Annotated in this window: 12 protein-coding genes; 8 read left to right on the forward strand and 4 right to left on the reverse strand. The window is 72.5% G+C overall.

The window, feature by feature from the left end; genetic code table 11:
- Positions 1-13: 13 nt before the first annotated feature.
- On the reverse strand, positions 14-1,447 hold the full coding sequence (locus tag ACG2DA_RS00205; RefSeq protein ID WP_395253435.1) for a PQQ-binding-like beta-propeller repeat protein: 1,434 nt from the start codon (positions 1,445-1,447) through the stop codon (positions 14-16).
- A gap of 188 nt (positions 1,448-1,635) precedes the next feature.
- Here ACG2DA_RS00205 and ACG2DA_RS00210 point away from each other — a divergent pair, with 188 nt between their 5' ends.
- Together ACG2DA_RS00210 and ACG2DA_RS00215 are read left to right on the forward strand one after the other, a co-directional pair.
- Positions 1,636-2,352, forward strand: a complete 717-nt coding sequence (locus ACG2DA_RS00210) for a DUF480 domain-containing protein (protein ID WP_395253436.1) — start codon at positions 1,636-1,638, stop codon at positions 2,350-2,352.
- A gap of 105 nt (positions 2,353-2,457) precedes the next feature.
- Entirely contained in the window at positions 2,458-4,959 is a 2,502-nt protein-coding gene (locus ACG2DA_RS00215) for a hypothetical protein (RefSeq protein ID WP_395253437.1), read from the forward strand.
- Between the two features lie 16 nt (positions 4,960-4,975).
- Here ACG2DA_RS00215 and ACG2DA_RS00220 read toward each other — a convergent pair whose 3' ends face one another.
- The 3 genes from ACG2DA_RS00220 to ACG2DA_RS00230 form a co-directional block, all read right to left on the reverse strand.
- Complete coding sequence (locus ACG2DA_RS00220) at positions 4,976-6,193, reverse strand: hypothetical protein (protein ID WP_395253438.1); 1,218 nt, start codon at positions 6,191-6,193, stop codon at positions 4,976-4,978.
- Positions 6,190-6,720 carry a hypothetical protein gene (locus ACG2DA_RS00225; RefSeq protein ID WP_395253439.1) on the reverse strand — a complete coding sequence of 177 codons (531 nt, stop codon included), beginning with the start codon at positions 6,718-6,720 and terminating at the stop codon, positions 6,190-6,192. Before ACG2DA_RS00225 ends, ACG2DA_RS00220 begins: the two co-directional genes overlap by 4 nt.
- Positions 6,721-6,802: 82 nt before the next feature.
- Positions 6,803-7,483, reverse strand: coding sequence for an RNA polymerase sigma factor (locus ACG2DA_RS00230; protein ID WP_395253440.1), 681 nt, complete (start codon positions 7,481-7,483; stop codon positions 6,803-6,805).
- Positions 7,484-7,656: 173 nt separating this feature from the next.
- On the opposite strand from ACG2DA_RS00230, the gene eboE reads away from it, so the two are divergent.
- From eboE to ACG2DA_RS00260, 6 genes are all read left to right on the forward strand, one after another.
- Entirely contained in the window at positions 7,657-8,877 is a 1,221-nt protein-coding gene (eboE, locus tag ACG2DA_RS00235; protein WP_395253441.1) for a metabolite traffic protein EboE, read from the forward strand.
- Positions 8,874-9,857, forward strand: coding sequence for a DMT family transporter (locus ACG2DA_RS00240; RefSeq protein WP_395253442.1), 984 nt, complete (start codon positions 8,874-8,876; stop codon positions 9,855-9,857). The genes eboE and ACG2DA_RS00240 overlap by 4 nt, the downstream gene beginning before the upstream one ends.
- 65 nt (positions 9,858-9,922) lie before the next feature.
- Positions 9,923-11,185: a GIY-YIG nuclease family protein gene (locus tag ACG2DA_RS00245; RefSeq protein ID WP_395253443.1), complete on the forward strand. Its 1,263-nt coding sequence runs from the start codon at positions 9,923-9,925 to the stop codon at positions 11,183-11,185.
- Between the two features lie 67 nt (positions 11,186-11,252).
- Complete coding sequence (locus ACG2DA_RS00250; RefSeq protein WP_395253444.1) at positions 11,253-11,975, forward strand: hypothetical protein; 723 nt, start codon at positions 11,253-11,255, stop codon at positions 11,973-11,975.
- A complete protein-coding gene (mutY, locus tag ACG2DA_RS00255) occupies positions 11,972-13,153 on the forward strand; it encodes an A/G-specific adenine glycosylase (protein WP_395253445.1) in 1,182 nt (393 codons plus the stop codon). Before ACG2DA_RS00250 ends, mutY begins: the two co-directional genes overlap by 4 nt.
- Positions 13,154-13,190: 37 nt before the next feature.
- Positions 13,191-13,991 (forward strand): hypothetical protein, encoded by an 801-nt coding sequence (locus ACG2DA_RS00260; RefSeq protein WP_395253446.1) that lies wholly within the window; start codon positions 13,191-13,193, stop codon positions 13,989-13,991.
- Positions 13,992-13,994: the final 3 nt, after the last annotated feature.

Consider the following 13,994-nt stretch of genomic DNA (forward strand, 5'->3'; position numbering starts at 1 on the left):
GCCGCAGGCAATTTCAGTCCGCGGCGATGCAATAGAGGCGGTCCTGCCGGTCCGCCCCCCGGCCGCTGGCGGAGCGGATCAGCAGCGCGTCCCCGACGACCGCCGGGCTGGCGTAGCACTCCTCGCCGAGTTGATTCTCCGCCAGCTTCTCGAATCCCTCCGACGTCGCCCGGTAGACGGTGGTGACGCCCGCGACGCTGGTTTGCAGCACCCGGACGTCCTCCCCGGTTCCCACCGCCACCGGCGAGGCTCGGAACAGCGGCTTGGAGATGCGGGTCTTCCACAGGGTCTCGCCGGTCCCGGCGTCGTAACACCAGGTGCGGCCGTCGTCGCCGGTCATGTAGACGTACCCGTCGAAGATCAGCGGGCTCGGCACGTAGGCTTTGTCGCGGTTCCGCCAGGCGACGGTCGGCTCGGTCTCGCCGGCCCGCGGCGGGAAGACGGCCAGCGTCTCCGAGCCGGGATACCCGCCGGAGGCGAGGACCACCGGCCGCGGCGCCCCGTCGACCAGCGCCAGTCCGCAGGTCGGCGAGCCGGCCACGGTTTCGGTCACGCCGGCCACCGACCACAGCGGCGATCCGTCGGCCGGGTCGTAGGCGTCGAGGGCGTCGTTCCCCGCCATGACGAGCGTGTCCTGCCCGTTCAGCGAGGCGATCAGCGGGGTGCCGTAGGTGTCCTGCGGCTCCCGCGGCGTCCGCCAGCGGACTTGGCCCGTCTCCCGGTCCAGCGCCACCAGATAGCCGGGGCCGAGGTTGTCCCCGGCGACGATCACGGCGGAGCCGTACAGTACCGGGCTCGCGCCGTAACCGTGCTTCATCTCGAAATTGCCGACCCGCTCCTCGCCCCACAGCTTCTCCCCGTCGACCGTCCACGCCGACGCCCACAGCGCCCCGTCGTGCAGGTGCGAGACGTACACGACCCCGTCGGCGACCGCCGGCGTGGTGGAGGCGTGCGTCCCCTCATTGTGCATCTGCCGGAGCGGGAGCGACCCGGACGCGACCTCCCGCCGCCAAAGTTGTTCCCCGCTGGCGAGGTCGTAGGCGAGCAGGAGTTGCGTCTGCGTCTCCTCGTCCGCGGCGGTCAGAAACACACGACCGCCGTCGACGACCGGGGACGAGTTGCCGCGACCGGGCACGTCGACGGCCCAGCGGACGTTTTTCTCCTCGCCCCACTCGGTCGGTGGGTTCGTGCCGACGCCGACGCCGGTGCGGTTCGGCCCGCGAAACTGCGGCCAACCGATCTCCGGCGTCGGCACGGCCGGCGCCGCGGGGTCGAACGCCGCGACGGCCGGTCCCGCGGCTGCGTCGCTCACGGCTTCGATCCGCCCGCCGGTCTCGTCGACGGTCACAGGCTCGACCGGCTCCCCGCCCGGCCCGCAGCCGGCACAGGCCGCAAGCCCCGTCAGCAGGGCGGGGAACAGGGGGAGACGACGGAGGGGAATCGACACGCGGCACCGGGGGCGGAGAAGGCGACGACTCCTGATCCTAGAGAACCCCGCCGGCCGGGCGAGCCCGCAGCGATCGGCGGCGCGGGCGAGGGATGAGGAGGGTTGTGGACCGCGAAGGCCCCGCTCCGCTTGCCGCGGCCGGCTCCAACGGTCACCGTCCCGCTCCTCACCCCCGACGGAGCAGCCCCATGGACGCTGAAGACGACTCCCCCCCGCTGAAGACCCTCACCCGCCCCCAGCGGAGGGTGGTCGGTACGCTGATCGAAAAGGGCCTCACCACGCCCGGCTCCTACCCGCTGACGCTCAAGGCGGTCGTCACCGGGTGCAACCAGAGTTCCAACCGCGACCCGGTGACGAACTACACCGAGGGGGCGGCGCTGGAAACGCTGGACGACCTCGCCGAGCTGGGCCTCGTCGCCGAGGTCCACACCGCCGGCGGTCGGGCGGCGAAGTACCGGCACCTAGTTCGCAAGAAGTTGACGATCACCGAGCCGCAGATCGCCGTGCTGGCCGAGCTGATGCTCCGCGGCCGGCAGACCTTGGGCGAATTACGGGCCCGGGCGTCGCGGATGGTGCCGATCCCCTCGCTGGACGAACTGCGGGAGGCGGTGGACGGCTTGATGGAGATGGGCTTCGTCTCCGCCGACGGCCCGCTCGAGCGGCGGGGGGCGACGGTCGACCACGCCCTCTACCCGCCGGACGAAGCGCCGCCCGCCGCCCCCGCCGCGGGCGAACCGGCCGCGGCCTCCCGCCAAACGGGCGCTCCGGCCGTCGACGCCGAGGAACTCGCGTCGCTTCGGGAGGCGAACGAGGAGCTGCGGAGCGATCTGGCGGAACTGACCGACCGCGTCGCCCGGCTGTCGGAGGCGTTGGACGACCTGCGGCGGGATCTCGGCGTCGCCTGAGCCGCTGCGGAGGCGGCGCCGGACCGACTGATTCGCCCCCCGCGCCCGCGAAAATGTCGCCGACGCCGTAAGATGGGGCGAACGACGCCTCATTCTCGGTCCCGCATGCTCCGTTTCCCGCTCCGCCCCGCCCGCCCGGCGCTACTCGCCGCCCTCCTTTCCGCGGGGTTGCTCGCCGGGTGCGGCGGCGGGGAGGAGGAACCGCAACCCGCCGCGACGCCGGAGGAAACGGTTGCGGAAGCGAGCGACGGGGACGCCGCCGCGGACGCCCCCGCGGGGCCGCAGGCCCCGGAGAAGCCGATCTCGCCCTACGGCACCTTCCGTTTGCTCACGCCGCGGGGGGAGCAGGTCTCGAACCTCGGCTCCCTCACGATCGCCGGGGGCGACGGCGAGCCCGAGCTCAAAGCGTTCGTTCCCACGGAGCGGTTTCAGAGCCTCAAGCCCCAGGTGACGCTCCGCCAGGCCGACGCCGAGGCCGTCTCCTTCACCATCGCCGGTCAGGAGGACGACCAGGGGCTGCTGACCTTCGAGGGAAAACCGACGCCGGGCGCCGTCGTCGGCACCCTGCACGACGCCACCGGCAGCGCGATCACCCCCGCGGCGCTGGCCCCCCTGCCGCCCGGCGAGCCGAATCCCGGCCCCGAGACGCTGAGCGACCAGAGCTACGCCCAAATCGTGCAGGCCCTCGGCGGCCTGGCGCAGATGGGGGACAAGATCTCCGAAGCCGCGGAGCAGGGGCCGTACGTGCCCGCCTTCTACACGCTGTTCCCGACGGCCCTCGCCGCCGAAGCCCAACGGGGCCGGCCGGCGGAGACGCTGAAGGAACTCGCCGACGACTACGCCGGCTGGGCTGCCGGCTGGGGCGCTTGGGCCGAGGCCGACGCCCGCCGCACCGCCGGGGCGATCCTGCTGAACAAACCGGAGTACCGCGAACTGGCCGACGCGCAGTTCGCCGCCGCCGTCGAGGCCCTGCCGGAGTCCGCGCCGGAGGACACCGCCGACAGCTGGCGGGAGCAGTTCGACGCCTTCCGGGCGAACGTCGATCGCATCGCGGATCAGCAGGCGCTCTCGAAGCGGGTGGAAGAGGCGATGACGCTCGCCGCCACGGACGCGGAGGCCGGGCTGGCGAACCTGCGCACCCTCCGCGAGGAGCGGCCGGAGGTGCCGGCGACGCTCTACCGGCTGGCCGAGGGGCTCTACCGCTTCGGCGGCGACGCCGGTCGGGAGGAGCTACGGGAACTTCGTGAGGCGAATCCGCTCGACCCGGTGGTCGTGCACCTGCTCGGCGAGGCCGAGCGGCGGGCCGGCAACGCGAAGGAAGCCCGCGCCCTGTTCGCCGAGGCCGCGTCCATCCCGAACGGGGCGTTCCTCATCCAACCGCTGCTCCAACGGGAGGCGCTGGCGGAGGAGATCAAGCAGCCCCGGCAACGGCTGAACGACGAGCTGGAGGACCCGGACGCCGTCTCCGAGTTGCTCGCCGAGACCTACCGCCGGCTGGCGAAGGATCTGGCGACGGAGGCCCGCCCGGCGGACGAGGCGAACCGCACGGTGCTGACCGAGTTGTTCACCGGCTCCCAGTGCCCGCCCTGCGTCGCGGCCGACATGGCGACGGCCGCCCTGGCGGACACGTTCCCCCGGGAGGATCTGCTGGTCATCCAGTATCACCTGCACATCCCCGGCCCGGACCCGCTGACGAACGCCGACGCCGTGGCCCGCGGCGCCGCCGTCGAGGTGCGGGGGACGCCGACGCTCCTGATCGACGGCCAACAGCCGGAGTTCGCCGTCGGCGGCCCCGTCGCCGCGGCACCGGACGCTTACGAGGCCCTGGTGGAAGCGGTCGGGAATCGTCGTTCCGAACCGGCCGGGGCGACGGTGAACGTCATGACCTCGAGCGAGGGCGAACGGTTCGCCGCGGAGATCTCCGCCGAGCGTGAGGAGCCGTTCACGCCGGACCACCGCCTGCACGTCGCCGTCGTGGAGGACGAGGCGCTCTACGCCGCCCCCAACGGCGTACGGACCCATGAAATGCTGGTGCGTTCGCTGCCGACCGGCGCCACCGGCGTGCGGCCGGACGGCGACGGCGCCCTGAGCTTCCGCCTAGACTCGTCCGTGTCCGACCTGCGGGACGAACTGCGGGCCTACATCTCCGCTTACGAGCAGGAGCAGGGCGAGGGCCGCCGGTTCCCGGAGACGCCGTTACAGCTCACGAAGCTCAGCGTGGTCGCCTGGGTGGAGGACACGACGGACGGGCGAGTGCTGCAGTCGGCGTACGCTTCCCTGGGCGAGTTCCCCCCGCCGGCCGAGGACGAGGCCGAAGGGGAAGGGGACGCCGCCGCTGAGGAGCCCGCCGAGAACGCGGAGGCGATGGCCCCGGCGGAAGCTCCCGCGGCGGGCGGCGCCGAGGAGACGGCGCCGGAACCCGCCCCCGCCGAGGGGGACGCGGAGCCAGTCGCCGGGGCGTCGACGGACGAAAACGGCGCTGAAATGACGGAGGAGGCCGCCGGCGAGGCGCCCGCGGAGGAGGCGGACGCGGAGGAGACGCCGAAACCGGCCGAAGGTGAGCCGGCGCCCGAGCCGGACGCGTCCGACGCCGAGACCTCCGACTGAGCGCCGTCGATCCGCGTCAGCGGTTGGGGCGGGGACCGCGTCGATCCGGCGGGCCTTCGCCCCGTGGTTCCGGCGGCCCTTCGCGGTCCGGCGGTCCGGGGGGACCGTCCGGGCGACGCTCGTCGGGACGTCGATCCGGCGGGCGTCGATCGCCGTTCCCGCGACGGCCGAAGCGGCGGATGCCGAAGCTCAGATCGCGGAGACGATCGGCCAGTTGGAACGCGCGCACGGCGGCCTGCCGTTCCTCCTCGGAGAGGCCGGCGACGCCGCCGTTCTCTTCGGCGGGGCCGGATTCGACCATCCGTTCAGCGATCTCCGCCTGGGCGGCGCCGCCGGCGTCCCGCAGGACGTTCCACACGGCGTCCCGGTCCGGGCGGGCGGCGAGATACGGCAGCAACCGCTCTCCGTCTTCGCCGCCGACGCGCACGGTCCACGCCTCCCGCAGCGCGCGGGAGAGGAGGCCGACCAACTGGCTGCGGGCGAACCGGACGGCGAACTCCCGCCCCTCGCCGTCGCCGTCCAACCATCGGTTCAGGCCCGGCAGCCCGCGGGCGGTCAGCCGCGCGTCGAGTTCCCTCAGCAGCGGGTCCGGCAGCCAGTCCTCCGCCGTGCGGGGCCGCAGACTGCCGCGGGTCGTGGCGGCCGCTTCGAGCACCCGGAACAGCCGTTCCGGCCGCGGCGCCGCCAGCGGATCGTCGCCGGTCAGCCGCGACAAACTCGACCGCTCCGCCAGCAGGGCGATGAGTTCTTCCTCGATCAGTTCCTCCCGCGGCCAGTCGGTCGGGGAGCGTTCACCCGGTTCCCGGTCGAAGAGGTCGCTGAACCGTTCGGGCGGCGCCGGAATCGAGCGGTAGCCGTCGATGACGCGGCGGAGCAGGACGACGCGTTGGGCCGGCGTCTCCGCGGACTCGATCGCCGCCCGTTCCGCCGGGGTAAGCCGCGCGAGCACGGCCCGCAGACGATTGAGCGTCTGGTTCAACTCGCCGGCGGGCCCCTCCGCCTCCAGCCGGGCGTGCAGGGAGCGCAGGCGCTCCCGCTCGGCCTCCGGCAGGGCGAGGAACGCCTCGTGCCGGTCGCGGAGGGCGGCCCGCTCCTCGGCGGTGAGGTTCTCGATCCGGGCGCGGCTGGCGGCTTCGGCGTCCTGCCCCACGGCCGGGGCGACGGCGACGACGCACCACAGTGCCGCCGAGATCGCGTGCGGCAGGGGGGAGCGGGGGAGGAGGGGGCGAATCATTCCGTCGGCGACGCGGGGGCGTCCGGGTTGAGGTCCGGCGGGAGGTCGACCAGCACGCCGGAGCGGCTGAGTTCCTTCAGGAACGCTTCGCTCTGGGCGTCGCGGAGCCGGGGCAGATCGCGGAGAACCGGTTCGTCCCGCACGAGGGCGTCGTTGGGGCCGGGCGCCCACTCCGCGGCGGCCAGGTAACCGACGGCCCCCGCCGCCGCGAGCCCCACGACCCAGACGGCCACGAGTACGGCCCCCCGGGCGACGTGCACCGCCGGCCGCTCGGACAGCGGCACGCTTTCGTCCAGCGAGCGGGCCGCGGCGAGCGTGCGTTCCGTAAAGTTGCGGTCCGGGTTCGCCGCGGGGAGTAGGTCGAGCAAGTCCCAGGTGCGGGTCAGCATCTCCACCTCGTTCCGGGCGACGGGGCTGCTGGCCAGGGCCTTGCTGATGCGGTCGTTCGCCTCGCCCTCCAATTCGCCGTCGAGGTACGCGACAAGGTCGTCGCGGTCTTCGGCGGAAAGGCGGGCGATCTGCGACATGGTAGGGGGCGGGCGGTTCGGCGTTTCCTTCAGGAGAGCGGCCGGCGGAACGGATTCGGGGGGCGGCGGGGGGCTGAAACGGTCACTTTACGTACGGTTCGAGCTTGGATCGCAGGTTCTCCCTGGCCCGGGCGAGCAGACTCTTCACGGCGGCGGGGGAGAGCTCCATCGTCTCGGCGATGTCGGCATAGGGCATCCCCTCGAAACGGTGCAGCAACACGGCGAGTTTCTGCCGATCGGACAGCGTGTCCAGCGCCTCCCGGACCTTCTCGCGCAGTTCGTCCTTGGCGAACAGGCGGCTGGGCATCAGGCCGCTCTTCTCGACGGCCATCTGCTCATGGGTGCCGGTGGCCGAGCCCTCCTTTGGGTCGACGCGGACCTCTTTCTTCCGGCCCAGGCCGCGGCGGGCGTTGCTCGCGAGGTTGTGGGCGATGCGGTACAGCCAGGTGCTGAACTTGGCCGTGGGCACGTATCCGGTGCGGGCCCGGTAGACGCGGAGGAAGGTCTCCTGAGACAGGTCTTCCGCGAGGCTGCGATCGCCGACGAGGTGCGTGAACACCGTCACCAGCCGACCCTGGAACTTCTCCACCAGTTCCGCGAAGGCGGCTTCGTCTCCGTCGCGGACCTGCAACATCAGTTGCACGTTGGGATCGCGAAGGGCCGTCGGGCTGGCCGCCTCGTTGGACGCCGGCTCCGTTGCCGTGCGGCCGGGGGCGGCCCCGAGGGCGGAGCGACGAGCGGCGGTCGTGGCGACGTCCGGCACGCGGCGGGCAACGGGCGTGGAGCGGGGAGGGGAAAACGCGGATCTCGGCCGGGCGGTGGACCCCGCCGGCGCGGTCCGGCAGTGTACCGGCCCGCCGGCGGGAACCGATACCATCGGCGCCCCGCCGCTCGTTTCCGTCGTTTCGTTCCGCCCCGCACGCCCGCCCCTCCTTCGTGACGTTGCCCTCGCTGCCGACCTGTTATTGCACGAACGTGCACCCCGGCCGCAGCGTCGCCGAGGTTCTGGACGGGTTGGAGCAGTTCACGGTCCCCGTGCGGGATCGCTTGGCCGCGGCCGGGGCCGGACCGCTGGCGGCGGGGCTGTGGTTCGCGGCGCCCGTCGCCGAAGCCCTGTCGGCGGAGGAGGGAGGGCCGGCAAGGATCGCGCAGTTTCTCGCCGCGCACGACCTGACCTGCTACACGCTCAACGCCTTCCCCTACGGGGACTTTCACCGGGACGCGGTCAAGGCGGACGTGTACCGGCCGGACTGGACGGAGGAGGTTCGCCGCTCCTACACGCTCCGATGCGCGACGTTGCTCGCGGCCCTGCTGCCGGAGGGGCGGGAGGGGAGCGTTTCCACGCTGCCGCTGGGGAGCGCCCTCAACGGCGAACTGCCGGCGGACTTCGAGGCCCGCTGCGTCGAGAACCTGCTGACCCTCGCACGGGATCTGGACGAACTGCACGACCGCACCGGCCGGGTGATCCGGTTGGCGATCGAGCCGGAGCCGTTCTGCGTGCTTGAAACGACGGCCCAAACGATCGCCTTCTTCGACCGCCTGCGGACCGCCGCCGACGAGGCCGGCTGCGGCCCGGCCGTGCGGACGCATCTGGGCGTGTGCTACGACGTGTGCCACCAGGCGGTGGAGTTCGAATCCGCCGCGGAGGTCGTCGCGGCGCTCGAGACCGCGGACGTGCGGATCAACAAGGTGCAGCTCTCCTGTGCGGTGGAGCTGCCGGACCCGCGGGACGCCGCCGCCCGGGAGGCGCTGGTGCGATACGCGGAGCCGCGGTATCTGCACCAGACGTTCGCCGCCAACCGCTCCGGCGACGGCTGGACCGTCCGGGGCCGGGCGGCGGACATCGAACCGCAGTTCGCCGACGCCGCCCCGCCGGAGTTTCTCGACGCGGAGGTCTGGCGGACGCACTTCCACGTGCCGATCAGCCGCACGGACCTCGGCCCTCTGAACACCACGCGGCCGGAGCTGACGGCCGCCCTCGCCGCGGTCGCCCGGCTGCCGTACGCCCCGCACCTGGAGGTGGAAACCTACACCTGGCCGGTGCTGCCGGGGGCGACGCCGACGCGGGAGGAGCAGATCGTGGGGATCGCCGCGGAACTGCTCGCCGCGGCCGAGATCGCCGCCGCGCTGGACGGTTCGGACGACGGGCCGGCGTGACGACGCCGGCCCCTCCCAAAGCCCCCGCGTCGGCGCCGGTGCGGCGGGCCGGCCCCTCCAAGCCGCTGCCGTGGCGTGCGGCGGCGGTCTGCATCCTGCTGTCGATTCTGTGGGGCGGCACCCCGGCGAGCATCCGGGTGGCGGGGGACAGCGTGCCGCCGATCTTCGGGGCGGCGATCCGCTTCTGGCTGGCGAGCCTGTTCATGCTCGGCTGGTGCGTCGCCCGGGGGGAACGGCTGTGGCCGCGGCGGGGGGAGTGGCGGCCGTGCGGACTGCTGGGGGTCTTCCTGTTCGTCCAGATCGCCCTCTACCACACCGGCGTGGCGGCGACGAACGCCTCGCACGCGGCGCTGTTCATCAACACGTTCGTGTTCTGGACGGCGATCATCGAACACTTCGTCACCCGCGACGACCGCCTCACCGGCGTGCGGTGGGCCGGCCTGGCCGTCGCGGCGACGGGCGTCTGCACCGTGCTGCTCACCGCCGGGCAGGTCGCCAGCGGCAACGGCACCCCCGCGACGCTGCGGGGGGACCTCATCACCGCGTTCTCCGGTTTCCTGCTGGGGGCGAAGATCGTCGCCACGAAGCGGACCACCAAACGGGTGCCCCCCGGCACGCTGATCCTCTGGCACGACATCCTCGGGGCGGCGATGCTGTTGGCGCTGGCCGTCGGGATCGAATCCTTCGACCCGTCCCGCCTCACGACCGAGGCCGTGCTGGCGCTGCTCTATCAGGGGCTGCTCGTCGGCGGGTTCTGCTTTGGGGCGCAGACGGCGCTGTTGGAACGCTACTCCGCCAGCCGGGTGACGGCCTTCAACGCGGCGACGCCGGTCTGGGGCGTGGCGATCGCCGTGCTGATGCTGGGCGACCCGCTGTCCCCCTGGCTGTTCGTCGCCGCGGGGGCGGTGGCGGTGGGCATCGTGCTGATCAACAAGCGCCCGGGTGCGACGGTTGGCCGCCCTCTGCAAGAGGGCGGCTAACGCTGCGGCCAGTTCGGGCGTACACTCCGCACGACCCTCACGGACGGACCCGGCGGAGCGACGGCGTGCAGATCCATTGGCAGCCCGAACCGTTCGCCGCCTTCGGCCCCAACCCCTTCGCCGCCCCCGGGCCGCCGGCCCCGCTGCACGTGGTCGAGGCGAGGCGGAAAAAAGATCTCAAGGAGCGGATGCGGGCCGCCTGCCCCCGTCGGCCCGGCGTCTACGGGATGGTCGACACCGCCGGCCGGCTGATCTACGTCGGCAAGTCGAAGTCCCTCCGCACCCGCCTGCTGAGCTACTTCGGCAAGAGCGCCGAGGGCGAGAAGGCCGCGAAGATCATCCGCGAGACCCGCACCCTGGTGTGGGAGGAGACCGGCACGGACTTCGCCAGTCTGCTGCGGGAACTCCAACTGATCCGCACCTGGCGGCCCCGCTGGAACGTGAAGGACCAGCCCCGCAGCCGGCGGCCGCGGTACCTGTGCGTCGGCCGCGGCCCGGCCCGGTGCGTGTTCGTCACCACTACCCCGCCGAAGGACGCGGTCGCCTTCGGCCCGTTCCGCGGTCGCCGGACGCTCACCACGGCCGCAGAGGCGCTGAACCATCACTTCGGGCTGCGGGATTGCACCGGCAAGGTCACGCTGCACTGGGCCGATCAGGCGGAGCTGTTCCCGACGGACAAACGCCCCGGCTGCCTGCGGATCGACCTGGGCACCTGTCTGGGCCCCTGCGCCGGCGCCTGCACGCGGAAGGCGTACGCGGAGCGGGAGGAGGCCTGCCTGCGGTGGCTGCGCGGCCTGAGCGTCGAGAGCGACGGCCCGGACCCCGCCGGTCTGCTGGCCGAGCGGATGGCCCGGGCCGCCCGGGAGATGCGGTTCGAAACGGCCGCCAAGCTGCGGGACGCCGCCGCCGCGGTGGAGTGGCTCGCCGCCAAGCTGCACGACCTGCGGACCGTGCGGGAGACTTTTCATTTCGTCTACCCGACCGTCGCCGGGCGGGGCCGTGAGAAGAACCGGGACGCCGGCGGCCCGGAGGACGGACGGCGGCTGTGGTACCTCATCGAGCGCGGCCACGTCGCCGCGGTGGTGCACGACCCGGTCGCCGACCGCCGCCGCCGCAGGCCGGCGGAACGGCTGCTCGCCGCCTGGGTGGACGACGGCCGCCTGCTCCCCCGGCACCACATCCCGCCGCACCCGACAGTCAACTTGACCGGGCACTGGTTCCGCACCAAGCCGGCGGAACTGGAGGGCGTGATGACGCCCGCGGAAGCCCTGGAGGCCTGCCGCAGCGGTTTCCTGCCGGAACGGAAAACGGCCCCCGTCGCGGCGTAGTCGGTTGCGGGCGGGCGGAGCGGCGGGGCAGAGTGTCCGGTCCACTCGCCCGCTCTGGAAATCGCCGATGCTCTCCGCCCTGCTGTTCGCCGCACTCGCCGCGGACCCCACGCCCCGGGACGCCGCTGACGCTCCGCCGCTGGAGCGGGACGCCGCGCCGCCGGAGACGCTGCTGGGCCACGAGCGGGTGTTCTTCACGAACTTCGAGGGCGAGAACCCGGCCGAGGCGTTCGCGCCGACGGACGAAAAGGCGTGGGAGGTGGCGGAGCAGAACGGCAACCACGTCTTTGCCCTGAAGGTCCGCCGCAGCGACTACAACCCGCCGGTTCGCAGCCCGCACAACATCGCGCTGGTCAAGGATGTGACGCTGACCGACACGATCGTCGACGTGGACGTCCAAAGCACGATCACGGACTACAACCACCGCGACCTCTGCCTGTTCTTCAATTACCAAGACCCGTCGCACTTCTACTACGTACACCTCGGCAAAGAGGCGGATCCGCACGCGAATCAGATCTTCGTGGTGAACGGCAAGCCGCGGACGGCCATCTCGAAAACCACCACCGACGGCACCCCCTGGACCGACGAGTGGCACCACGCCCGGGTGGTGCGGAACGCGAAGACCGGCGAGATCGCCGTCTACTTTGACGACATGAAGACTCCGGCGATGACCGCCGTCGATAAAACCTTCACGCACGGGCAGGTCGGGGTCGGTTCGTTCGACGATTCCGGCGCGTTCGACAATCTGGCCGTCTACGGCACGAAGGCCGACGGGCTGGACGCCGAGTGAGGGACGCGGACCTCCCCGCGTTCCGGGCCGCGCTGCTGGACTGGTACGCCGCCCACGGCCGCGATCTGCCGTGGCGGCGAACCGCCGACCCGTATCCGATCTGGGTCAGCGAGGTGATGCTCCAGCAGACGACCGTCGCAGCGGTCGTCCCCTACTGGGAGCGGTTCCTCACGGCGTTCCCCACCGTCGAGGCGTTGGCCGCGGCCGAACAGGCCGCAGTCCTGCGGCTCTGGGAGGGCCTGGGCTACTACAGCCGGGCTCGCAACCTGCACGCCGCGGCGAAGGCGGTGGTGGAGCAGGGCGGCTGGCCGCGTTCGGTGGAGGGCCTGCGGGGCCTGCCCGGCGTCGGCCGCTACACGGCGGGGGCGGTCGCCAGCTTCGCCTTCGACCTGCCGGCCCCGATCGTCGAGGCGAATACGCTCCGCCTGTACGCCCGGCTGATCGGCCTGACGGCCGACCCTCGTTCCGCCGCCGGGCAGGCGGCGCTGTGGAAGTTCGCGGAGCGGCTCGTCGCGGTCTCGGCGGACGCGGACGAGGACGCGGACGAGGAGGTCCGTCCCTCGCGGCTCAATCAGGCGGTGATGGAGTTGGGCGGCGCCGTCTGCACGCCAAAGCAGCCGCGCTGCGACGCCTGCCCGGTCAGCCGGTGGTGCACCGCGTTCGCCAAAGGGTTGCAGGCGTCGATCCCGGCGCCGAAGGCGCGGCCGAAGATCACGAACGTGACCGAGGCGACCGTCGCCGTGCGGCGGGCCGACGGGGCCGTGCTGATCCGGCAGCGGGAGGAGAGCGAGCGCTGGGCCGGTCTGTGGGACTTCCCCCGCTTCGAGCCGCCCGCCGAGCGGACGGCCGACGTCCCGCCGCTGTCCGCACGGCAACGGTCGCTGCCGCTGGGCGGAGACCTCGGCCCGCTGCGGGAGTGGCTGGCCGAAGCGGTCCGGGAGCAGACCGGCGTCCGCTGTGCCGTAGGGGAGGGGGCGCTGGAGATCCGGCACGGCGTCACCCGCTTTCGCATCCGGTTGCTCTGTTTCTTAGGCGAGCGGACCGGCGGGCGACTGAAGGCCGGGGTGCCGCTGCGGTGGGTTCGGCCGGCGGAGATGTCGGACGTGCCGCTGTCGAAGACGGGACGACAGTTTGCGAAGCGGTTGGTCGATCTGTCGGCGGAGAGCGCGGCGCCGTAGAATGCTCGCCGCCGTCCGCCCGCCCGCAGGGGTTCCCATGTCCGAAGTCCCGCCGATTCGCGCCGACGAATCGCCTGTGGAGACTCCGCGGAGCTGGTGGACGACGCTGCTGGCGATCCTGGGTCTGGGCACCGCGGAGGGTGCCGGCGGGCTGGGCGTCTCCCTGGCGGTGCACGGCGTCGTGCTGTTGGCGATGGCCCTGTGGGCGATTGACGTACAGGGGTTGGGCAGCGGACTGACGCTCTCGGTCACGCCCGGGGTGGACGAAGCGGCCGAAATCGAGCTGATCGAGACCGCGCGGGACCTGTCCGGCGGCAGCCCGATGGAGATTGCCGCCCCGCCGCTGGAGCTGCTCGCCGAGGACGCCCCGGGAATGGAGGTCGAGGTGCTGACGGCCGCCGCCGGCGGCGTCTCCGAGGGGGCGGGCGTCGGCACGGGAGAGGGGGACGGCGCCGGCGACGGGGCGAATCCGGAGACGGTCGAACTGCCCGGCGGGGGCACGGCGATCCGCAAGGGGAGCTTCACCGTCTGGACGATCCCCCCCGACCCGCGGCCGATGCAGGACTACGCGATCGTGATTCAGGTCGACCTGCCGGAGAAGCTCCGGCTGCGTCGTTATCCCAAGCACGATCTCTACGGGATGGTCAAGGGCACGGACAACTTCACGATGCGGCTGCCGGGGAACAACCTCGCGGACCGCAAGGGCTTCCTGCCGATCCGCAACGGGAAAGTGCAGTTCGTGGTCGGCATCCCCGGGGCCGAGAGCCTCGTGAAGGACCGCATCAAGGTCGGCAGCAAGCTGCTGAACGAATCCCAGACGCTGGAACTCGTGTTCTAACCC

The sequence above is a fragment of the Alienimonas sp. DA493 genome, from assembly GCF_043951915.1.
Lineage (GTDB): Bacteria > Planctomycetota > Planctomycetia > Planctomycetales > Planctomycetaceae > Alienimonas.

Excerpts from the sequence above, each read along its gene's own strand:
- ACG2DA_RS00210 (WP_395253436.1), top strand. The coding sequence starts at position 1,636 with ATGGACGCTGAAGACGACTCCCCCCCGCTGAAGACCCTCACCCGCCCC.
- ACG2DA_RS00215 (WP_395253437.1), top strand. The coding sequence starts at position 2,458 with ATGCTCCGTTTCCCGCTCCGCCCCGCCCGCCCGGCGCTACTCGCCGCC.
- ACG2DA_RS00220 (WP_395253438.1), bottom strand. The coding sequence starts at position 6,193 with ATGATTCGCCCCCTCCTCCCCCGCTCCCCCCTGCCGCACGCGATCTCG.
- ACG2DA_RS00225 (WP_395253439.1), bottom strand. The coding sequence starts at position 6,720 with ATGTCGCAGATCGCCCGCCTTTCCGCCGAAGACCGCGACGACCTTGTC.
- ACG2DA_RS00250 (WP_395253444.1), top strand. The coding sequence starts at position 11,253 with ATGCTCTCCGCCCTGCTGTTCGCCGCACTCGCCGCGGACCCCACGCCC.
- ACG2DA_RS00260 (WP_395253446.1), top strand. The coding sequence starts at position 13,191 with ATGTCCGAAGTCCCGCCGATTCGCGCCGACGAATCGCCTGTGGAGACT.